We start from the raw sequence: 21,071 nt of genomic DNA, 5'->3' as shown, positions 1-21,071 counted from the left end.
GAGTTCGTGAATTCGATCCTAATTGTTCTGAGGTCTTCGCCACGGGATTCCAACCGCGGCTCACAATCCAGACCTCACCCTTGTAAGCCGAAGCAAATCGGTAAAACGTCGTGCTACCAGTGGCTTGTCTTGGACAACGGCTCCGATGCGAAGACTAAGAGGTTTCGCACCAACCTAGGGAAATTCCTATATTCTTCGACTTTGTCGATTGCGCGATTTTAATACCAGCATTCAATCCAATGCGTGGCGGCACCTAAGTGCAAGGTTTCGCGTAACAAATCGAAAGGAGACCAAGCTTCATGGAAGCTTTTAATGTGTTATTGGTTATTGCCTTTGTATTGGGCTCAATTTTCATACTGATGAACCAAGCCAAAAAAGCCAGGGAAATCTACGGCTTCAACATGGTTTTTAATTGGACATTTGTTTTGGTTGTCCTCAGCCTTGGAACATTGTTGTTTGGCGCTTTGATGAGCAACCCGAACTCCGAAACTTATGATCCTACAAATGCATTGGTTCTGAAGATTGCTACTGTTGCGCTGGTTGCCGGGGCTGGCTTTATCAACGTTCGGCGATCAACTGTAGGCTTTGGAATTTGGTTCACATTTTTACAGTATGTCGCCGCGATTGGTATCATTGTACCGATATTCGTCATCTTTAGCCAAATCCGCTCAAAAGGCGTGTTGTCAAACATGACGCGCTAAATGCAGCCCTGCCCTGCCAAAACAGTGCAGCGCCAGGATTTTGGAACTTGCATACCGATAGTTCCCGGTTTCTAGGGCACTGCTTCAGGCAGTAGCATCAAGGAGCAACATAGTGGACAGCTATAGGAACAGGAGCCTGTGCCAAGTGTTTGGCGTTCGGACAAAAATCGGTTTCGCCGTACTCTTTTCATTCATTTTTTTGGCGGCCTGCAAGCCCAAAGAAATCTCGTTGCGCCATATTGGTTCGGTGAAAAGCAGCAGCTCTTTATTTGGTATGAGCCTCGAGAATTGCGCTGTGCGATTTGAGCTGGAAAACGGCAATTCAGAAATCATTCACCACCTGGGCTTTGAGGTCACTGTAATGGACCCTCTGGCGGCACAGGAACCTAAGTACGATATATTCAGGGATAAATGGACAGGTGGTCCGCGTAACGCCTACTCAAGATCCGACCATGTGCGCTATGTCGACCTGCCCAGCGGGAAAAGCACCTTGTTTGTGGAGTTCCCGAAACAAGCTTGCGAAGCCTCATTCGAGGTTCACTTAACGGACATAAGCTGTCGCATCGGCGAAGAAGACTGTGCAGAAGCCGTTGTTTATGAGAACTGAGACTTTGGATTTAAGAACGCTTGGACAAGCGAGGATAACTATGAAGATCGTTAGGTTTATGGCCATCCCATCTGTGGCTCTAGTGCTTGCCGGGTGTTGGGGAGACCGAGACAAGTCTGCATTTGTTGATTTTTGCCTAAAAATGGGGGCAAGCTCGAAGGGGTATTGTACATGTCAATACGAACTGGCCAAAACCGATCTTGATGAGGAAGTTTTTGCCATTGTCATGGCTGGTGCAAAAGGAGACCAGGTCGAAGCCGAAAGGCTTCGAAAAGAGGCTGGATTTGAAGGGTTTCTCGATATGGCGGCCTTATCTATGATTTTGCTGAACTTTGAAAGCAAGACAAAGAAACAGTGCGGCAGTTGACATTCTGCCAGCCTTTGAAAAATTTACGTAGTTTTGCAATCTTCGCCTTTTGTCAGCGGGTACAGCAAATCGAAGCGCCACTTGGCTGCGCATTGTTATCATTTTGCGCGAACGTGTGTGTGCAACTTCGGCGATTTCCCTTTGATCTAAATAACTTGACGGACTGATCATTTCGACGCCAAGATAAACGGCATTGGTGAGTGGTATTTGTTAAGTGCGAAATGAAAAGAATTACTTATATCGACAAAGAAAGAACAAGTAATCTTCTTGAGTTTTCTGAAAAGCTGTCAAATGCAGCAACCGTTGATCTTGCTTGGTCACACTATTCCGACACTTTGTCTCAACTCGGAGTAAAGAGCGCAGTTTATGGCTTTTTCCCAAAGACTGTTGGCCGTTCGATTGCTTCCGAGGTTGTCGCGATGTCGTCTCATGTTGAAGAGTTCAACAAGCTGTACCTTGACGAGGGCTACATTGATCACGACCCATTTGCTCAATATGCGTTGACCGAAGATTACCGACCGATCTCGTGGCGAGACCCCCGCGCAAAAAAGTACCAGACTGAAAAATCGGATTTCTTTCTGAATTCTATGAAAGAGTTTGGAATGGCCTACGGAATTACTGTTCCCGTTCGGGATGCATCGAACTGGAAACTGGGCGGGACAGGCGTGTGTTTTGACGCTGAAAACGACAAAGAAGGGGACAAGATTGTTGCGCGCGCAACGCCGCTGATTGAAAGCATCGCCATGCTGTTTCATTCCCGAGTGCAAGAGGGCGATATGATGCGGCAGTTTTTTCCGCTCTCTTCCCGCGAAAAAGAGTGTTTGCTGTGGGTTGCCGCTGGTCTGACCAACAAGGAAATCGCTTTCAAGCTGTCCGTTGCGGACAAAACAATCGAACTGCACATAAAGAATGCGGCTAAACGCTTGAATGCGCGCAACAGAGCGCATGCAGTGTCGCGCGCGTTAATCTATGGTGTCATCGAGCCGTAAGTTGAAACTAAGAACCTCGCTTCCTTTGGGCATCCCGAACAAGTGCCGCGAGACGATAGAACCCATGCGCCATTTTGGTGTATGGTGTCAGCAGGAAGAACGCCAGAACCGAACCCAGATGGATCGCGAGCAGCTGGGGCATTAGAGTCGTTGAGCCAAGGGCGTATAGAACCAATCCGCTAAATCCTACGAAGCCAAGCAGCAGGATGAAGGCGATATCGCCGCCCCATGCCGACGGGTCGCCAAGATTTCGGTCAGATTTTCGCTTGAGAAGCACCATTGCGCCACACCCGAGTGTCAGAAGAATCCCACCGGAAATCCCGAACAACTTGGGCAAAGACCAGAAACTGTAGGGTGCGTGCAGACCAAAGCCGTAATGCATGACCGTCGCCACCGAGGTCGACGCAAAGCACAGCAGGAACCCATACATGATGGCGTGGTGAATGTGCCGTCGGCCCTGGCTGAACCGGTCTTCATCCTCGAAATTGCAGCCCTCACCATGGCCTGCAGCCAAATCCTGCATCTTGCCTGCGCGTTTGAAAGCAGTTGTCAGGTCAGAGATTTGAATCGGTTTGCCGCCAACCTCGGCCCAATAGCGCCTGAGGCTGATGGCTATGCTGAACAGAGGCAGCAGGAAAGCGGGCGCAAAGATTGCGACCATCGCATTGTGGGACAGGACGGCGTAAAACCCCTCGCCTCCGCTGGACCCGATGGCGCGGATAGCCCAGAACAACAGGGCAAATCCAATCACAAGCGCCAAGGCGATAACTCCGCCTTGCGTATGGAACCGGCGCGCCAGCGGCTGCGGCCATGCAAAGCTTTCCCAACTGTCCCTCCGCACCTCGGCCAAGGCTTTGGGCAGGTTCAGGTCGAACTCGTGTGGGGCTGTGTACTGGCAGGCATAGTAGCAACCGCGGCAATTGTGGCAAAGGTTGGCAAGTTGGGTAATGTTCCCGTCCGAGAAAGCGCGTTCCGCGTGGAGTGACGGGAAGACCGAACAATACCCTTCGCAATACCGGCAAGCATTACAAATCTCGGCCTGTCTGCGGGCTTCCTGTATCAATTCAGTTTGCATAAGTGGCGGCCTCACGTCCTGCGATGCGTCCGAAAACGGTTCCGATGGTCATCCCAAACCCTGCCAGATACCCCTGCCCCAAAATCGACCCGGCCATGGTTTCCCCAGCCGCCCAAAGGTTCTTGATTTTGCCGTTCGGGGTCGAACACTGCGCTGTATCGTCGACTTTCAGCCCGAGATAGGTGAAGGTCACGCCAGTTCGCAGTGAGTAGCCATAAAACGGAGGCTCCGTGATCGGGCGCGCCCAGTTGGTCTTGGGTGGGGTCAAGCCCGAGGTCGCGACGCCGTCCAATTCGGTTGGATGGAAGCCGCTGGTGTCGCCGCAGGCTGCGTTGAACTCGGCAACTGTTGCTGTCAGCTTATCTGCCGGAAGGCTCATCTTCGCGGCTAATTCTTCCAACGTGTCCGCCTTCAGCGGCGGAAAAACGGACGGCATGAATAAGTTCAGCGATTTTGCGTCAATGATAACGAAGCCAACCTGGTCCGCTTGCGCCGCCACCAGACGACCCCAGATCGCGTACCGTTTGGGCCAAACATCCTCACCTTCATCATAAAACCGTTCGGCGTTCTTATTCACAACGATGGAAAACGGAACGCAGTCCAGACGGGTCACGATACCCCCGTCGAATTTCGGCGCACGCCCATCAATGGCGACGGCGTGGCACTGTGTGGGGTCCCCGACACTTTCAACACCTTGATCCAGAAGATCGGCCAAAACAACGCCTCGGTTATATGGGGTCCCTCTGATCAGGAAGTTCTTCGCGGGCTCTCCCCATGCGCGGGTCAGCCAATCGGTGTCGGCCTGGAATCCACCTGAGGCAACGATGACAGCCTTTGGAGTGATGCGATGAGACTGGCCTTCATAGGTATAGTCCACCCATTCGATCTGATCGCCATTCAGCTCTAAATGCGTCACAGCGGCCTCATACAGCGCATCGACGCCCAGACCCGCCACTGTCCTGTAATACGCATTCACCAAAGACTTGCCGCCGCCCATGAAAAACGCGTTTGTCCGCGCAAGCGAGAGTGTTCCTGACAAAGACGGTTGAAAGCGAACCCCCCTCTCCTCCATCCACGGCAGGCATTCCTCTGACGTTCGTATGGCCAGCCGGGCCAGATGTTCGTCGGTTTTCCCATAAGTGACCTTGAGCAGGTCCGAAAGGTATTCGTCCTCGCTGTAGGCGTCGACCAAAGGGCCCAAAGGCCCATGATGCATACAACGAAAATTACGCGTGTGGCGCGAGTTCCCCCCGCGATAAGGTTTTGGAGCCGTCTCAAGGATCAGAACACGGGCACCGGCCTCGGCCGCCGTCATTGCCGCACACAGAGCCGCGTTTCCTCCGCCAATCACGGCAATATCGTAAGCTTCGGTTTGGGTTGCCATGATCTATCTGCCTACTGATTTTCGTCGATTGAACGGTCGCGTTCCTGCAACGCACGAATCCGCATTCGCTGTGCAGCCTGAATATGTGCGCGCATTTCGGTTTCAGCCGAAGCACCATCACGGGCTTTCAGTGCGGCCATGATGCGCCGATGCTCGGTCACCGCTGCCGCTGCTCTCTCGCTGTCCAACAATTGCGAAGGCCCCAGGATCAGAAGCGCCTTTTGTAAAGACAACATTGACTTGGCCAAAAACCGATTCTTGGCGGCATCCAGAAGCGTGGCGTGAAAAACCCTGTTGATCTGAGCTGCGTCAGGACCCGTGCCCGCCTCGGCAAGCCGGTCATTCAATATGTCCAACTCATCCAGCTCTATGTCCGACGCCGAACGGGCCGCCAGTCGTGCCGCAGTGCCCTCCAGCACCGCGCGCATTTCGTACAATTCCATCACTTCGGCATAGTCCAGACTGCGCACAGTCGCGCCCTGTCGTGGGACATGCGTGACCAATCCGTCCGCCTCTAACTGTCGGATCGCCTCGCGCACGGGGGTTCGGCTGACACCCAGACGCTCGGACAGTTCAATCTCGCGCAGGCGGTCGCCGGGCAAAAGCGCTCCATCGCGAATCTCTTCCAGCAGACGTTGGTACGTGGAATTGCCTTGTGGACCGGGCTGTAAGGCGGCGTCCTGGATCGTCATCACGAGCTCTCTTGCTTCTTTGCGTGCACTTGTATACACTTGGATACATAGCGTGTCAACGACGTCGGAACCTGAATCTTGCGTATCCTGTCAAACCAACCTTCTCTCATGACCAAGCGGGCCGTGACGTTCGGCCTTGCGGTTTTGGGCACGGGATTGTTCTGGATGTTGAACCTACCCCTGCCCTTTTTGTTTGGCCCGATGAGTGCGTGTCTCATTGCAGCTCTGGCGCATGCCCCCATGGAAGGGTTTGGGCAGATTTCGGTGGCCGCAAGAACGATACTGGGTGTTGCGGTTGGGGCGTCAATTACACCCGCCTTGTTTGCACAACTGCCCAAAATGGCTTCATCGATACTACTGGTCCCATTCTTTATCTTGCTAATCGCGTTGGTTGGTGTTCCGTTTTTTCGCAAGTTTTGGGGGTTTGACGCGAAAACCGCGTTCTACGCGGCGATGCCTGGCGGGCTTCAGGACATGATCATCTTCGGCACCGAAGCTGGCGCCAACCCTCGTACGCTGTCGCTGATCCACGGAACGCGTGTCCTGATCATTGTAACCCTCGCCCCAATAATATTGACGGTGTTCTACGATGCAGATCTGACCAACCCGATCGGGCAACCCGCGCGTGACCTTCCGGTGCATGAACTAATACTCATGGTGGTCGCAGCGCTGGTCGGCTGGAAAGGTGGTGAGCGGATTGGCCTGTTCGGCGCATCGATCTTGGGGCCCATGATTTTGACGGCGGCGTTATCCTTGGGTGATTTCATTCATACCCGGCCACCACGAGAAGCCATATTAGCCGCGCAGTTCTTCATTGGCTGTGCAATCGGAGTTAAATTTGTTGGGGTCACATGGACCGAACTACGCCGTGTTGTGGCGGCGGGCGTAACTTACGTGTTCGTTCTTGCCATTCTGGCGGCAGCGTTCACAGCAATAGTCACTACGCTGGGGCTGGGGCACCCTGTCGAAGCCTTTCTGGCTTTCGCTCCGGGCGGTCAGGCCGAAATGACTGTTCTGGCAATCGTGTCAGGTGCCGATCTGGGCTTTGTTATTACCCACCACCTTACGCGGATCGTATTGGTCATCATAGGGGCACCCATTGCCGCCAATCTCATTTTGAAATGGACAAAACCCGGAGCATGACTCAGCGCAACACCCTTGAACCTTAGAATTGCGCGACTCAGGTCACTTCATTCGGTACGCCGACCTCATTACGGCACAGGGCTACTTAGCGTAAATTTCGTACAATGGCTGAAAGGTGCTGTTTTTACCCTCGCGCGTGCGGTTTCTTGCTCAAAAAAACATGTGCAAACTTGGCAAGGCTGAACTAGTTTTTTAAATGCGCGATGCTTGCTGGATTGATGGGGATCGAAAACAGTGAAATCTGAACACCGCCTATCCGCACCTCCGCGCCATGAACTGCGCAATGTGCGGAATCAAGGCGTCGCGTTTCTGGGGCTGGCGTTTCTGTTCAGCATCTTCGTTAATTTGCTGATGCTGACAGGCCCGTTGTTCATGCTACAGGTTTATGACCGGGTTTTGGGCTCGCGAGCGGTCGAGACTTTGACTGCGCTTTTCTTGCTGGTTGCCATGCTTTACGCACTTATGGCGATGCTCGATTTTGCGCGCGGCCGTATCGTCGCGCGGTTTGGTGCGCGGTTCCAATCGCAACTGGACGAGCGTGTGTTCGAAGCGACGATGCGTCGGTCCCTTGTTCCGCAGGTGCGTTCTGCCCCGGCGACGGCACTACGCGATCTGGAGTCCATTCGAAATCTATGCTCGTCGCCCGTGCTTTTGGCCGTTATGGATATTCCGTGGACGCCAGTCTTTTTGGGTGCGATCTTCCTGTTTCATCCACTGCTTGGATGGCTGGCCGTCGGCAGCGGTGTCTTGCTTGTTGTAATCGCGTTGCTCAATCAGGCGATGACCAGCCGAAAAGTGGCCGAGGCCCAATCTGCAACTGCGCGGGCCAACGCTTTTTCTGAACATGCCAGGCAAGCAGCCGAGGTTGTGCGTTCGCAAGGAATGCAAGCAGACGTCACAAAACGATGGTTGAGCCAGCGTTCAGACGCCCTGCGTCAGTCAATTTCTGCTAGCGACTGGACTGGAAGTTTTACGTCTCTTACCAAATCACTACGGCTGTTTCTCCAATCAGCCATGTTGGCTTTGGGCGCCTGGTTGGTGCTGCAGAACGAAATGACCCCAGGCGCGATGATTGCGGGTTCGATCCTTCTGGGGCGTGCCCTGGCCCCTGTTGAGCAGGCCGTTGGTCAGTGGGGGGCTGTCGAGCGTGCCCGAACAGCGTGGGTCTCATTGAACCAATTCCTTGATCATACCCCACCGGAAGAAGAACGCATTCGACTGCCGGTGCCAAAAGCGCAGCTTGAGGCCAAATCTCTGACTGTCATCCCACCGGGCGCTTCAACGCCGACATTGCGGAATGTGAACCTGAAGCTCGAGCCCGGCAAAGCCCTGGGCGTCATTGGGAAAAGCGGGTCGGGAAAGACGACATTGGCCAAGGCATTATTGGGTCTTTGGCAACCTGCCGCAGGTGAAATCCGGTTGGGCGGTGCCACATTGGATCAATATGACCCCAACGATCTAGGCAGCCACATAGGGTATTTGCCGCAGCAGGTGACCCTGTTTAACGGAACAGTTGCTGAAAACATTGCACGTATGTCGGAAAACCCGGATTCCGACGCAGTTGTGGCAGCGGCGAAGAAAGCCAACGCACATGAACTGATCCTGTCGCTGGAGAAAGGGTACGGCACCTTCCTGGAGGGCAATGACAGCCAATTATCTGGCGGTCAGAAACAACGGATCGCTCTGGCGCGCGCACTTTACGGAAACCCCGTTCTTCTCATTCTGGATGAGCCGAACTCGGCCTTGGATGCAGATGGGACCGATGCGCTGAACGCGGCGGTACGGGGTCTTAAGGCTGCGGGCAAGTCGACAATCATCATGACGCATCGGCCACAAGCCATTTCTGAATGCGATGATCTGGCGGTTGTTGAAAAAGGGCAGGTGGTCAAGTCGGGCAGCCGAGATGAAGTCCTGAGCGCGATGGTGCAGAACGCTGGCGCAATCAAACGCAAGCTCAGCCCCGTAGGTGAATGATGGCTAAAAAATCCATTAAAAATCCAGCGCAGGTCTGGAACATGAGAGTACCTGCGTTTGTCGGATTCTTGGCGCTTGCCCTGCTGGTCGGCGGTTTGGGGTATTGGGCCGTCGAGACACGTTTGGCCGGGGCCATTGTGTCTTCGGGCGTGATCGAGGTGCAAAGCAATCGTCAGGTTGTCGAGCACCCTGACGGCGGTGTCGTCGGTGAGATATTCGTGCGCGACGGTGATGTGGTTGCGTCTGGCGATATGCTGTTGCGCCTGGATGATACTTTCCTGTCTTCCGAACAAACTATCGTCGAGGCACAGCTATTCGAGCTTTTGGTCCGGCGCGCCCGGTTGGAGGCAGAGCGGGACGGTCTGACTACCGCTGAACTTGCGGCCCTGTTGAGCAAAGTTCAACATGAATACGATATTGATGCCGATCTGATTTCAGGGCAGCAAAACCTATTCGACGCCAGACTAGAGACGCTGTCCCGGCAGGACGAACAACTCCGCAAACAAGTCGTGCAAATCGAAAGCGAGATCGAAGGCACGCAAGCCCAATTGGTGTCACTGCGGCGCCAGGTTGAACTGATCGAAGATGAACTTGAAGATCAGCAAAGCCTGCTGAATCGCGGACTGACACAAACCAGCCGTGTGCTTGCCTTGCAACGTGAAGAAGCCAGCCTGAACGGCGAAATTGGCCGGTTAGAGGCCGCTGTTGCGCGACTGCGAGGACAGATCGCCTCGACCGAGATCCAGATCGTTGAACTGACCGCAACCCGGCGCGAAGAAGCGATTACCACATTGCGTGATGTGCAAGCACAGGTCGCGGAATTGTCCGAACGCAGATTGTCCTTGTCTGAGCGCCTGACCCGCCTGGACATTCGCGCCCCGGTTACCGGAAGAGTGTACGGAAGTCAGGTATTTGCGCTGCAGTCGGTCGTACAACCGGGCGAGCCAATGATGTATGTGGTACCTCAGGATACGCCTTTGCTGGTGGCCGCACGCGTGGACGCGATCCATGTGGATCAGCTCCATGTTGGCCAGCCTGTGGCGCTGCGTTTCCCTGCGTTCAATCAGCGCGAAACGCCCGAATTGGACGGGCAGGTGTACAATGTTTCGGCTGATACATTCACCGACGAACAATCAGGGTTTACGTTCTATCGCGCCGAAGTCGAACTGAACGACGGCCAGATTGATCGGTTGAATGGACAAGAACTTTTGCCCGGCATGCCGGTGGAGGCGTTGATCAAAACTGACGAGCGTACACCGTTGTCCTATCTGGTCAAACCAATGGCTGACTATTTCAATCGCGCCTTCCGCGAATAAGGAAAGCCTTGCTAATTCTGGATCACTGCGCTTTCCCACTCCGCTAGGAATCTGCGACGCTTCAACCTGTCCAGAAACGTTAGCAGCGCGGGGTCCAAGCCGATTGCTTCACGCTCGGTCTCAGTGTCATAGGGCGCCAAAGGCGGTAGTGAAGAAGCGCCGGTACCTCGGCCAGACTGGTTTTCAACAAGGTGGCGCACAAATGATGAAGCGGCTTCGATCTCTGGAGTGCTTTCCAAAACCAATGCCGTACGCATCATGATGGTTTGAAAATCTGACGGTTGGATGATCTCAAGAACATCCTTACCGCCCGCTCTGGCAGAGACGTAGCTGCCCAGTACGTTATAGGCTACGGCAATCTCTCCGCTGACAAGGTCATCAATCATGTCGGCAGAACAGCAATACAGGCGAACATCCAGCCCGCCCATAACCTCCATCAGACGCCAGTAGGTTTCTGACGCGCGCGCATCCTGCGTGGCGAACAAATAGCCCAGACCGGATTGCCGGATGTCATAGGTCCCTACCCGCCCAAAGAAATCTTCCGGTCGGGCACGCAAGATTTCGATAAGCTGCTGGCGGGTCTCGGGTAAAGGGCCATCTTCGAAAGCGGCCCGATTGATCACGATTGTTGCGGGTTCGAACGTAAAGGCAAACAGGCTTTGGTGCCATTGCGCCCATGCCGGCAACTGAATGCCTTCAATGGCCCGGCCAAATCCGTCATTTGCCAGTTTCAGCTGCAAGTCCATTGCACTGGAAATAACGATATCAAATTCATCAGGGGCCGCTCGGACAATTCGGTCAATATCAGCTGTACCTGTCACCATGTAATCGACCGAGATACTGGGGTTGTCCGCGACAAACGCGGCAATCAACGGCTCGAACAGAAAGGTATCCGTGCTCGAGATCACGCGCAGAGGTGTTTGACCCTCTTCTGCATTGAAAACCTGTCGGTCCTCCCAAGCTTGAGCCAACGCAACCGTTGGCAAGACGCACAAAATCAAAGCGATAATGTAACGCATGCGCCGCCCCCTTGCCGATTGGCCAGTTCAAGCGTGCCGCCATGTGCCGTTGCAACATCCTGCACGATGGTCAGGCCCAAGCCGGACCCAATGGTGCCGCTTGCGTTTTTGCCGCGCTCGAACCGGCGCGTCAGCGTATCGATTTCGTTTGGCGGGAATCCGGGTCCACGGTCTTTGACACATATCTGAATGTGCGGGACTGACGAAACTTCGATGCGGACTGCACTGTCAGGCGGTGCGTATTTCAGGGCATTGTCGATCATGTTTCGCGCGGCGTTCTGAATGAGGATGGGATCACCCGAGTACAAAACCTGAGGATCGCCGTCCAAGGACAGCGTCAGGTCCTTCATTTCGGCGATTGGTGTCAAACGTTGCACCAAATCGTTGATCAGGGCGACGAGGTCGATTTCTTCCCGTTCCAGATGATCGGCGCGAAATGTGATCATCGCGTGATCCAGCAACTGCCCCGCGGCCCGAGAGCTTTCGTCAATGGCGCGCACCATCGAGCGCAAAGCCTCGCGGTTCTCTTCTTTTTCCACCCTTTGTAACGTCGCATCAGCATAAGACCTGACCGTAGCCAACGGGGTCCGCACGCGATGGGCCGCCTCGGCGATGAAGTCTTCGGATTGGCTAAGGGATTGATCAAGCCGACCCATCAAAGAGTTCAGTGAAGCCACCAATGGCGCCATTTCCCGAGGCACCGGTTTCCTGAAGGGGCTAAGGTCCTGCGGCCCCCGGCGGGTGACAGAGGTCGTCAACCTGTTCAACTGACCAATGGTCGAAGACGTGGCCCAAAAGGACAAGGCGGCCGCAAGAGCGAAAAACCCAATCCCAAGGACCGCCGCATTGCGAGAGATCTGGTCCAGAGTTTCTGCCAGTGCATCCTGCGTTTGCCCCAGTACGATTTCGATTACAGTCTGATTTTCTAACCCAACTAAAGTGCGGCTAGCGCTGACCTGGCGGATGGTTTCACCGCGAATTGTACTGGATTGAAACTGCCATCGGCTTTCACGCTGCCCTGTCAACGGTGACAGGTCTTCGTATCCAGAAAGGAATTCACCGTCTTGAAATATTGCATAAAAAACTCGATCGTCCGCCGGCGTGCTGAGCATTGCAAAAGCGCCGTATGGAATATCAACCTCAAGCTCGCCTTCACGCAGGGCCGCCGTATCCAGAATAGAGGTCACCGAAGCACCCAGAATATTGTCCTGCCCTTGTTGCGCGACCTGGGCCGCATAGTTGCGGACAGCAACAAACAGCAAAAACGCAAGAAGAGCAGCACCCCCGATGAGTGTCAGAACCAATCTGTTCCGCAGTGATCCTGAGACATTTGACTCAAGTGGCATGATCCAACCTGTACCCCAGACCGCGAAGTGTCGTGATCTTCAGTTCAGATGGCTCAAGATGTTTGCGTAGACGGGCCACGTAAACCTCGATCGCGTTGTCCGACACCATGTCGTCATAAGAAAACAGTCGATCTGTCAGTTTTTGCTTGGAAAATACCTGACCCGGCGCATTGATGAACAACTCCAGCAGCCGCAGTTCACGGTTGCGCAGAGAAACCGTCTGGTCGCCGACAGTCAGGTGGCCTGCCAGCGGATCGAACACGATGCCCCCCACTTCGATCCGTGTTCTTGCGTTCCCAGATTTTCGCCGCAATACGGCCCGGCAGCGGGCTTCAAGTTCGGCATGGTCGAAGGGCTTTGTCACATAGTCATCCGCCCCCAGATCCAGCGATCCGATTCGATCCGATACCTGACTGCGGGCCGTCAGAACAATGACAGGGGTGTCCCGATTGCCCGCGCGGTGTCGTTTCAGAAAGTCACGCCCATCCCCGTCTGGCAGCATGATGTCCAGCAGGATCAGGTCATAGTCCTGGGTTTCTACAAAACCCGTCGCATCATCCAAATTTGCCGCATGATCAACAACATGTCCGTCCAACCTCATCCGAGAACAGATCGCGTTAGCAAGGTCTGGGTTGTCTTCAACAAGCAAGAATTTCATGAGGCCTTGGTACTATTTTCAGGCGTGACAGGTTGATGTCAGGTTGATGTGATTTTGTTCCATCCAATCTGAGCCGCGACGCGGCCGGTTGTCAAATGGGAGGACATCATGACGACATTCACACTGGGCCGCCGCGCCCTGATTGCAGCTGTGGCCGCAATTGGCCTGACTGGGCCGGCGTTAGCTGACGGCCATCAGGTTGTGGACAGCATCCACTTTCTGATTCCCGGTGGTGCTGGCGGCGGCTGGGATGGTACCGCACGTGGTACGGGCGAGGCCCTGACAAATGCAGGTTTGGTGGGTACGGCATCTTACGAAAACATGTCAGGTGGTGGTGGCGGCAAAGCCATCGGCTATCTGATTGAAAACGCCGACAGCAACCATGGAACGCTGATGGTGAACTCAACACCGATCGTGATCCGTTCACTGACCGGCGTGTTCCCGCATAACTTCCGCGACCTGACTCTGGTCTCGGGCACCATCGGTGACTATGCCGCAATCGTTGTGGGCAAAGACAGCCCCATCAACTCGATGGATGATCTGCTTGCCGCCTTTGACGCCGATCCGGGTGGGACTGCGATCGGTGGTGGTTCGGTGCCTGGCGGTATGGACCACTTGGTGGCCGCGATGGTGATGGAAGCCGCGGGTAAGGATGCACTCGGGGTGAAATACATCCCGTATGACGCGGGCGGCAAAGCCATGGCAGCCCTGCTTTCGGGCGAGATCGCGGCGCTGTCCACTGGTTTCTCAGAAGCCGTTGATCTGGCGAACGCAGGCGAGGTCAAAATCATCGGCGTGACGTCGGAAGAGCGCGTTGATGCCGCTCCGGATGCGATGACCATGAAGGAACAAGGCATCGACACCACCTTTGTGAACTGGCGTGGCTTCTTTGCAGCCCCCGGACTGCCCGAAGATAAGCTGGCCGCCTATCAGGCCGCGATTGCCAAGATGTATGACACCCCGGAATGGGAAGAAGTTCGCGCACGTAACGGTTGGGTGAATATCCACAACTCGGGCGACGACTTCCAGTCATTCCTGGAGCAGCAGGAACAGCAGATCGGCGATCTGATGAAAAAGCTGGGCTTCCTCTGATACCACAATTGGCAGAGCGGGCCGCCGCTCTGCCATTCCCAAAGACAAAAAAAGGGAGGGGGCCTTATGGCGCTGGACCGCTGGATCGCGCTCATTCTTCTGGGTGTGTGTTTAACATATGGCTACGCTGCCTGGTTCACGATGGATAGCAGCCTGCCCCCTTTCATGCAGAGAAACCCCATCTGGCCCAGCACCTTCCCAAAAGTGCTGTCGGTTCTGGGTATCATCACCACCACGATCATTCTGCTGGGTTTTGAAAAGGCCGAGCCCAAAGAGGCTGATATCGACTACAGAAGGTTGGGTGAGTACCACCTTGATCAAGCGCTCATGCTCCTCGCTCTGATGGTGATCTACGCGCTTTGTTTGCGCCCTGTTGGGTTTCTGATCTCGACCTCGGCTTTCCTGATCCTGGGATCGTTCATTCTGGGCGAACGTAAGTGGCACATCATGCTTCCTGTCGCTTTCATCGCGACAGGTGCCGTCTGGTATCTGGTGCAGGAAGTTCTTGGCATCTACATGCGCCCCCTGCCGGGCATTTTCGGAGGCTGACATGCTTGAAGGACTTCTGATCGGCCTGCAAACGGCATTCTCAATTCAGAACCTGCTGATGGTCATCGCAGGATGTCTGATCGGTACATTCATCGGAATGCTGCCGGGCCTGGGCCCGATGTCAATCATCGCCATCATGATCCCGGTTGCAATTTCCATGGGTGACCCTTCAGCCGCGCTGATCCTGTTGGCCGGGGTTTATTATGGCGCCATCTTTGGCGGCTCGACTTCTTCAATCCTGCTTAACGCGCCGGGGGTCGCGGGTACGGTGGCCTCCAGCTTTGACGGCTATCCAATGGCCCGACAAGGCAAAGCAGGAAAAGCCCTGACCATCGCGGCCATCGCAAGTTTCGCGGGCGGCACTTTGGGCGCGGTCCTTTTGATGGTCTTTGCCCCTGCCCTGTCATCCGTGGCCTTGCTCTTTCACTCGGCAGAGTATTTTGCCTTGATGGTGGTTGGCTTGTCAGCCATTGCCGCCTTTGCGGGCACAGGTCAGGTGGCGAAAGCTGTCATCATGACGGTTTTGGGCCTGATCATGGCCACTGTCGGCGAAGGTGCGCTGTTCAACCTGCCGCGTTTCACCATGGGCATTATGGATTTGCAATCAGGCTTTGGCTTCATCACGCTTGCTATGGCCATGTTCGCTTTGCCCGAAGCACTTTTTCTGGTCCTCAAACCAAAGGACCTGAAAGGCGACGATGGTGAAATCAAGGACCTGCGGATCACCAAGGCCGAAGCGAAAGCCATCGCGCCTGTGGTCGGCCGTCAATCTGTTCAAGGGTTCTTCATCGGCGTTCTGCCAGGTGCAGGCGCTACTATTGCCAGCTTTCTGGGTTATGCGGTCGAGCGCAACATCGCCCCGAAAGAGGAACAGGAAGAATTCGGAAAAGGATCAATCAAAGGTCTGGCCGCACCCGAAACAGCGAACAACGCCGCGTGTACCGGTTCATTCGTGCCCCTACTGACGCTGGGCATTCCCGGCTCTGGCACGACGGCGATCCTGCTTGGCGCTTTGATCGCCTTGAACGTCACGCCCGGCCCGCGTCTGATGCTGGATGAGCCGCAGATTTTCTGGGCCGTGATCATGTCGATGTTCATCGGCAACCTCGTTCTGCTGGTGCTGAACCTGCCGCTGATCCCTTACATCGCCAAGGTTCTCTCGGTTCCGCGCAACTACCTGATCCCTTTCATTTTGTTCTTCACGCTGATGGGGGCCTATATCGGGCAGAACAACGCAACCGAGCTTTTGATACTTGTTGGCTTCGGTGTTTGCGCCACGGCGTTGAAATTCGCTGATTACCCGCTTGCTCCACTGCTGATCGGTTTCATCCTTGGTGGGATGATGGAGGACAACTTTGCCCGCTCGATGCAGCTCTATGATGGCATCGCCTTTATCTGGGAACGCCCGATGACTCTGGGTTTGCTGGTCATCGCAGCACTGCTTGTGCTTCTGCCCAGCTATCGCGCGCGTCGTGCACGGGCGCGGGCGGCTGGGGTTGCAGAAGGTGACTGAACCTCTGGCAGGAATACGGGTTCTAGATCTGACAAATGTCCTTGCGGGTCCGTATTGCTGCTATCAACTGGCGCTGATGGGTGCCGAAGTGATCAAGGTCGAACGCCCCGGTGGCGGCGACCTTGCCCGCGTTCTGGGCGCTGATCCCAACAGAAACAAAGCGGGCATGGGGATCAGCTTTCTGGCGCAAAATGCTGATAAGAAATCGGTAACGCTCGATATGAAATCGGAAAAAGGCAAGGCGTTGCTGAAACGCCTTGTCCAAACCGCCGATGTTCTGGTCGAAAACTTCCGACCCGGTGTGATGGATCGGCTTGGTCTGGGTTACGACGAATTGCGTGAGGTCAATCCAAACCTGATTTACTGCGCCATCAGCGGGTTCGGTCAGGATGGCCCGCGGCGGGACGATCCGGCTTATGATCAGATCGTTCAGGGCATCAGTGGCGTGATGTCCATCACCGGGGAACCAGACACTGCACCCTACCGCGTTGGCTACCCTTTGGCAGATACGGTCGGCGGGATGACGGCCGCTTTTGCCGTGTCTGCTGCACTGAACGCGAACCCGCGAGGAACTTTTCTGGATATTGCGATGTCCGAGGCTGTTATTTCCACTATGGGTTGGGTCGTGTCGAATTTTCTGGTTGGTGGTGTTACACCCGCAGCGCATGGAAATGAAAACACAACGTCTGCCCCATCGGGTACGTTTGCGACGCTCGACAGCCCAATAAACATCGCTGCAAACCGAGATGAACAGTGGCAGGCCCTTGCAAGACATCTGGGGCGGGACGATCTGCTAAACAACCCCGACTACGCAACCCGCGAGGACCGCAAACAAAACCGTCATGCCTTACGTGAAGCGCTAGAGCAAACTCTTCGAACCAGACCGGCAACCGACTGGGTTCGAGAACTTAATGCCATCGGCGTACCAACCGGGCAGGTTCTGACCGTTCCCGAAGCTCTTGCCGATGAACAACTTTCTGGGCGTGGCCTGATTGGCTCTGTGCGGGTTCAAAGCGAAGATATGAAGCTTGCGGGAAGTCCCGTTGTCGTGGACGGCACGCGGCGCATGCCACAAAGCGCGCCACCTGAACTGGGGGCTGACAACAATGCGATCTGGTCTGAAATCGGACTGTCCAACGCAGAAATTGAAGCGTTGAACAAGGAGGGGGTCATATGAGCGATGTTTCCGATTGGTGGACGACATCCATCATCGACATGGAGCCCGGCCGGATCGATCTGCGCGGTGAACCAATCCAGAACCTGATCGGAAACGTCAGTTTCTCGGAGATGATCTGGTTCATGGTGCGCGGGGATCGTCCTTCGGACGCGCAGGCCCGATTGTTCGAGGCCGCGTTGGTCGCGGCAGTAGACCACGGCCCACAGGCCCCATCAATCGCCACGGCCCGCATGGCCGTGACCTGTGGTCTGCCCCTCAACAACGCGATGGCAAGTGCCGTAAACATGTTGGGCGACATTCACGGCGGCGCTGGTGAGCAAGCCGTTACTCTCTACCACTTCGTGGCGGAACATCCTGGTGGTTTGGAGCAGGCTCTGGACGACTGGATAAAAAGTGAAGGAAAAATACTACCGGGTTTTGGCCACCGGTTTCACACCCCAACGGATCCGCGCGCGCCGCGTTTGATGGCAATGGTGTCAAACGCGGTACAGGACCAAGCGTGTGATGGTCGGTTCATGCGGATTGGACAGGCGATCGAGGTGGAATTGGCTAAACGGAAAGGAAAGCCCGTTCCGATGAACATAGATGGCGCAACCGCTGTTATCTACGCCGAACTTGGTTTTGCGCCCCCGCTGGCGCGTGGTCTGTTCTGCCTGTCCCGATCTGTTGGAATTTTAGCCCATGCGTGGGAACAGATGCAGCAAGGAGGCCGGAACAAGGGCCCGACCCCACCCGCCTATCGCTGGACCTATAAGCCTACATGAACTGCCGCTAAGCGGTTTTCAGATGCGGGCGGCGAGCCAACAGGTCCGCTGCAGCGCGGGCAATCATCAGTTCTTCATTCGTCGGGATCGCCATGACTACAACCCGGGACAGATCGGTTGAGATGATCAGGTCGTTATCCGCATTCGCATCCGGGTTCAGCTCGATCCCCAGCCACCCCATTCCGGAACACACCCGGTCACGTACCAGGCGAGAGTTCTCTCCGATCCCTCCGGTGAACACCAAGGCATCGATACCGCCCAAAATGGCCGCCATGGCCCCAAGTTCCCGCCGAATACGGAATGTGAAATAGCTGATCGCTTGACGGCTTTCGGGCGTGTCTGCCTTTTCCAAGGTGCGCATATCATTCGATAGCCCCGAAAGGCCCAGCAACCCCGATTTCCGGAACAGAAGGTCGGAGATTTCGTCGGCGCTTAACCCTTCCTGATCCATCAGGTACAGCACCACACCGGGATCAAGCTGGCCACAACGCGAGCCCATCGGCAGCCCATCCAAAGCCGAAAACCCCATGGTCGAACCGACAGATCGGCCCCCGATCATTGCACACATAGATGCACCGTTGCCCAGATGGGCAACGACCACTCGCCCTTCATGCAAAAGTGGTGCTGTCTTTGCCATATGATCCGAGATGTACTCATAGCTCAGCCCGTGAAAGCCATAGCGACGGACGCCCTTGTCGTAGTACTCACGCGGTAGGGCAAAGACGTCATTCTCCCAAGGATGATTGCGGTGAAAAGCTGTGTCGAAACAGGCGATCTGAACGGCATCAGGAAAACGTTCCATCGCCGCCTTCGCCCCGGCCAGATTGTGCGGTTGGTGCAAGGGTGCGAACGGAGACAGCTTGTCCAGCGCTTCTATGGCAGCTTCGGTAAGAGGCAGCGGCGCATCGATATTCGGCCCACCGTGGACAACACGATGCCCAAATGCAGTCACCTCGCTGTTTGGAAATGAACGCGCCAGCAGATTCAGCACCCAATCCAGGGCCGCAGCGTGATCATGGATTTCGCCGGCAGTGCCGGTTGCAAGAACACTACCATCTGAAGATTTCGCCTTAACCAGCGGATCGCCCTCGCCAATCCGTTCAACTGCTCCGGTGCAAACCATAATCGGATCGTCATTGGTCAACTCGAACAGACCAAATTTCATCGAAGACGATCCAGCGTTCAGTGTCACGACATGCGTCATGCGTGTGCTCCGGTTTGCGACATAGTAAATGCATCGTGCAGGGCGGCTACTGCGCAGGATGCCAGCCGCGCCTTGTCGTCATCAGCCCGGCTGGTCAGAATGATGGGCGCTTTGGCCCCCATCACCACCCCTGCCCCTTCGGCATTGGCGATATAGGTCAGTTGCTTGGCCATCATGTTTCCGGCATCCAGATTGGGCACCACCAGAATATCTGTTTTGCCCGCAACGTCCGAGACTATTCCTTTAGATCGCGCAGCGGCGAGGCTGACGGCATTGTCCATGGCCAGGGGGCCATCAACCAACCCACCTGTGATCTGACCGCGTTCTGCCATTTTCGACAGCAAGGCCGCATCCACCGAGGAACGGATCGCCGGGTTGACGGTTTCGATGGCCGACAGAATTCCGGCTCTGGGATTCTCAATCCCCAGCGACCGGGCCAGATCGATAGCGTTTTGGACAATGTCAATCTTGGTTTCCAGATCCGGTTCGATGTTGATCGCCGCATCCGTCACCAAAAGCGGTCTGGGCTGTCCGGGCACGTCCATTACAAAGACATGGGTGAAACGGCGACCCGTGCGTAGGCCATTCTCGCGTCGCAGCGCAGCCTTCAGCAATTCGTCCGTATGCAAGTGCCCTTTCATCAAGGCTTTTGCGCGACCCGCAGCCACAAGATTGACTGCAGTGTTGGCCGCACTGAAATGATTGCGCTCTGGCACAATCTCAAACCCGTCCAGTGAAGCCCCGATTTCAGCGGCGGCAGCGTGAATTTTGTCCGGGTCTCCGATCAAAATGGGGGTAATGATTGTTTCATGCGCCGCCAGCAACGCCCCACCCAGGGAATTCGGCTCTTCCGGGGCTACGATGGCCGTGGGCATGGGGGGAAGCGGGCGGACCTTGTCCAGCATCTCGTCAAAGTGGCGATGGCGTTTGACCACAAGCCCGGGCAATTCCAGTTCCGCAAACACCAGCTTTTTGTCCGGCGCGACCACGACAGCCTGCCCACTGACTATTACGGCACCATCGGACGGGCGTGACACGATTGTATCAAAGACAACTTCGCGGTTTGGCCGCTTTTCAACAACCGTGACTTTCGAGACCAGTTCATCCCCAGTATGCGCCCGTTCCACAAAGTCAAAGCTCTGCGATTTGTAGAGCGTCCCGGCCCCCGGCAGTACGTTCCCCAAAACAGCCGAGATCAAAGCCCCCACGAACATGGCAGGCGCAACCGCTTCGTTGATATGGTCGCCGTTACCATCTTCACTGGCCAGATGCAGCGGATTGTGGTTGCCGGAATTGTTGGCGAAGACATAAAAATCGTCGACCGAGCAGGTGCGAACCAGCTCGGCAGTATCGCCGACCTGAAGCTTGTCATAGGGTTTGTTGTGATACTGCATGAACTTTCGTTTCTGTTTCGGCACTTGGGGCGGCGCAGTGAACTCTCTTGCTGATACTCAGTTCAGCGTTCAATGAAAACAAAGCAATATGGCCGCCCGTGTTGGTC

The 21,071-nt window shown here is 55.3% G+C and carries 20 protein-coding genes; 12 read left to right on the top strand and 8 right to left on the bottom strand.

Annotation, left to right across the window (positions count from 1 at the left end; translation table 11 throughout):
• The first annotated feature begins 299 nt into the window (after positions 1 to 299).
• The 4 genes from GS646_RS19620 (at position 300) to GS646_RS19605 (ending at position 2,664) form a co-directional block, all read left to right on the top strand.
• Complete coding sequence (locus tag GS646_RS19620) at positions 300 to 701, top strand: hypothetical protein (RefSeq protein ID WP_171094725.1); 402 nt, start codon at positions 300 to 302, stop codon at positions 699 to 701.
• A 112-nt stretch (positions 702 to 813) separates the two neighbouring features.
• On the top strand, positions 814 to 1,308 hold the full coding sequence (locus GS646_RS19615) for a hypothetical protein (RefSeq protein ID WP_171675987.1): 495 nt from the start codon (positions 814 to 816) through the stop codon (positions 1,306 to 1,308).
• A gap of 40 nt (positions 1,309 to 1,348) precedes the next feature.
• The gene (locus GS646_RS19610) at positions 1,349 to 1,675 is read left to right on the top strand and encodes a hypothetical protein (RefSeq protein ID WP_171185519.1); all 327 of its coding nucleotides are present in this window, start codon (positions 1,349 to 1,351) and stop codon (positions 1,673 to 1,675) included.
• Positions 1,676 to 1,896: 221 nt separating this feature from the next.
• Positions 1,897 to 2,664 carry a LuxR family transcriptional regulator gene (locus tag GS646_RS19605; protein WP_171185521.1) on the top strand — a complete coding sequence of 256 codons (768 nt, stop codon included), beginning with the start codon at positions 1,897 to 1,899 and terminating at the stop codon, positions 2,662 to 2,664.
• A 7-nt stretch (positions 2,665 to 2,671) separates the two neighbouring features.
• Here the strand turns inward: GS646_RS19605 and tcuB are convergent, their stop codons facing one another.
• The 3 genes from tcuB to GS646_RS19590 are packed head-to-tail and all read right to left on the bottom strand — an operon-like array spanning position 2,672 to position 5,815.
• Positions 2,672 to 3,739: a tricarballylate utilization 4Fe-4S protein TcuB gene (gene tcuB, locus GS646_RS19600; protein ID WP_171647243.1), complete on the bottom strand. Its 1,068-nt coding sequence runs from the start codon at positions 3,737 to 3,739 to the stop codon at positions 2,672 to 2,674.
• Positions 3,729 to 5,123 (bottom strand): FAD-dependent tricarballylate dehydrogenase TcuA, encoded by a 1,395-nt coding sequence (gene tcuA / locus GS646_RS19595; protein ID WP_171647245.1) that lies wholly within the window; start codon positions 5,121 to 5,123, stop codon positions 3,729 to 3,731. Before tcuA ends, tcuB begins: the two co-directional genes overlap by 11 nt.
• Before the next feature lie 11 nt (positions 5,124 to 5,134).
• Positions 5,135 to 5,815: a GntR family transcriptional regulator gene (locus GS646_RS19590; RefSeq protein ID WP_171647247.1), complete on the bottom strand. Its 681-nt coding sequence runs from the start codon at positions 5,813 to 5,815 to the stop codon at positions 5,135 to 5,137.
• Positions 5,816 to 5,923: 108 nt separating this feature from the next.
• On the opposite strand from GS646_RS19590, the gene GS646_RS19585 reads away from it, so the two are divergent.
• The 3 genes from GS646_RS19585 to GS646_RS19575 all read left to right on the top strand — a co-directional run bounded on the left by GS646_RS19585 (position 5,924) and on the right by GS646_RS19575 (position 10,248).
• Complete coding sequence (locus GS646_RS19585; protein ID WP_171185725.1) at positions 5,924 to 6,958, top strand: AbrB family transcriptional regulator; 1,035 nt, start codon at positions 5,924 to 5,926, stop codon at positions 6,956 to 6,958.
• A 234-nt stretch (positions 6,959 to 7,192) separates the two neighbouring features.
• Positions 7,193 to 8,932, top strand: a complete 1,740-nt coding sequence (locus GS646_RS19580; RefSeq protein WP_171185528.1) for a type I secretion system permease/ATPase — start codon at positions 7,193 to 7,195, stop codon at positions 8,930 to 8,932.
• A gap of 41 nt (positions 8,933 to 8,973) precedes the next feature.
• A complete protein-coding gene (locus tag GS646_RS19575; RefSeq protein ID WP_253758580.1) occupies positions 8,974 to 10,248 on the top strand; it encodes an HlyD family type I secretion periplasmic adaptor subunit in 1,275 nt (424 codons plus the stop codon).
• 11 nt (positions 10,249 to 10,259) lie between these two features.
• Here the strand turns inward: GS646_RS19575 and GS646_RS19570 are convergent, their stop codons facing one another.
• From GS646_RS19570 to GS646_RS19560, 3 genes are read right to left on the bottom strand one after another with little or no spacing between them, the layout of a single operon-like run.
• The gene (locus GS646_RS19570; protein ID WP_171185532.1) at positions 10,260 to 11,267 is read right to left on the bottom strand and encodes an ABC transporter substrate-binding protein; all 1,008 of its coding nucleotides are present in this window, start codon (positions 11,265 to 11,267) and stop codon (positions 10,260 to 10,262) included.
• Positions 11,246 to 12,613, bottom strand: a complete 1,368-nt coding sequence (locus tag GS646_RS19565; RefSeq protein WP_171647249.1) for a sensor histidine kinase — start codon at positions 12,611 to 12,613, stop codon at positions 11,246 to 11,248. Before GS646_RS19565 ends, GS646_RS19570 begins: the two co-directional genes overlap by 22 nt.
• Positions 12,603 to 13,271, bottom strand: a complete 669-nt coding sequence (locus tag GS646_RS19560) for a response regulator transcription factor (protein ID WP_171094702.1) — start codon at positions 13,269 to 13,271, stop codon at positions 12,603 to 12,605. The genes GS646_RS19565 and GS646_RS19560 overlap by 11 nt, the downstream gene beginning before the upstream one ends.
• A 108-nt stretch (positions 13,272 to 13,379) precedes the next feature.
• Here GS646_RS19560 and GS646_RS19555 point away from each other — a divergent pair, with 108 nt between their 5' ends.
• From GS646_RS19555 to GS646_RS19535, 5 genes are all read left to right on the top strand, one after another.
• Entirely contained in the window at positions 13,380 to 14,363 is a 984-nt protein-coding gene (locus tag GS646_RS19555) for a tripartite tricarboxylate transporter substrate binding protein (RefSeq protein ID WP_171177060.1), read from the top strand.
• Between the two features lie 66 nt (positions 14,364 to 14,429).
• Positions 14,430 to 14,912: a tripartite tricarboxylate transporter TctB family protein gene (locus GS646_RS19550; protein WP_171185536.1), complete on the top strand. Its 483-nt coding sequence runs from the start codon at positions 14,430 to 14,432 to the stop codon at positions 14,910 to 14,912.
• 1 nt (position 14,913) lies between these two features.
• Complete coding sequence (locus GS646_RS19545) at positions 14,914 to 16,425, top strand: tripartite tricarboxylate transporter permease (protein ID WP_171185538.1); 1,512 nt, start codon at positions 14,914 to 14,916, stop codon at positions 16,423 to 16,425.
• Positions 16,418 to 17,602 (top strand): CoA transferase, encoded by a 1,185-nt coding sequence (locus GS646_RS19540; RefSeq protein ID WP_171185540.1) that lies wholly within the window; start codon positions 16,418 to 16,420, stop codon positions 17,600 to 17,602. Before GS646_RS19545 ends, GS646_RS19540 begins: the two co-directional genes overlap by 8 nt.
• The gene (locus GS646_RS19535) at positions 17,599 to 18,366 is read left to right on the top strand and encodes a citryl-CoA lyase (protein WP_171647251.1); all 768 of its coding nucleotides are present in this window, start codon (positions 17,599 to 17,601) and stop codon (positions 18,364 to 18,366) included. The genes GS646_RS19540 and GS646_RS19535 overlap by 4 nt, the downstream gene beginning before the upstream one ends.
• Positions 18,367 to 18,373: 7 nt before the next feature.
• On the opposite strand, the gene GS646_RS19530 is transcribed toward GS646_RS19535, so the two are convergent.
• The gene (locus GS646_RS19530) at positions 18,374 to 19,570 is read right to left on the bottom strand and encodes an acetate/propionate family kinase (RefSeq protein WP_171094690.1); all 1,197 of its coding nucleotides are present in this window, start codon (positions 19,568 to 19,570) and stop codon (positions 18,374 to 18,376) included.
• A complete protein-coding gene (locus tag GS646_RS19525; protein WP_171647253.1) occupies positions 19,567 to 20,964 on the bottom strand; it encodes a bifunctional enoyl-CoA hydratase/phosphate acetyltransferase in 1,398 nt (465 codons plus the stop codon). Before GS646_RS19525 ends, GS646_RS19530 begins: the two co-directional genes overlap by 4 nt.
• Between the last annotated feature and the right edge of the window lie 107 nt (positions 20,965 to 21,071).

The organism is Ruegeria sp. HKCCD4315 (genome assembly GCF_013112245.1).
Classification (GTDB): Bacteria; Pseudomonadota; Alphaproteobacteria; order Rhodobacterales; family Rhodobacteraceae; genus Ruegeria.
The sequence above is the reverse complement of the archived record's forward strand: the minus strand, read 5'-3'. Positions and strand labels throughout refer to the sequence as shown.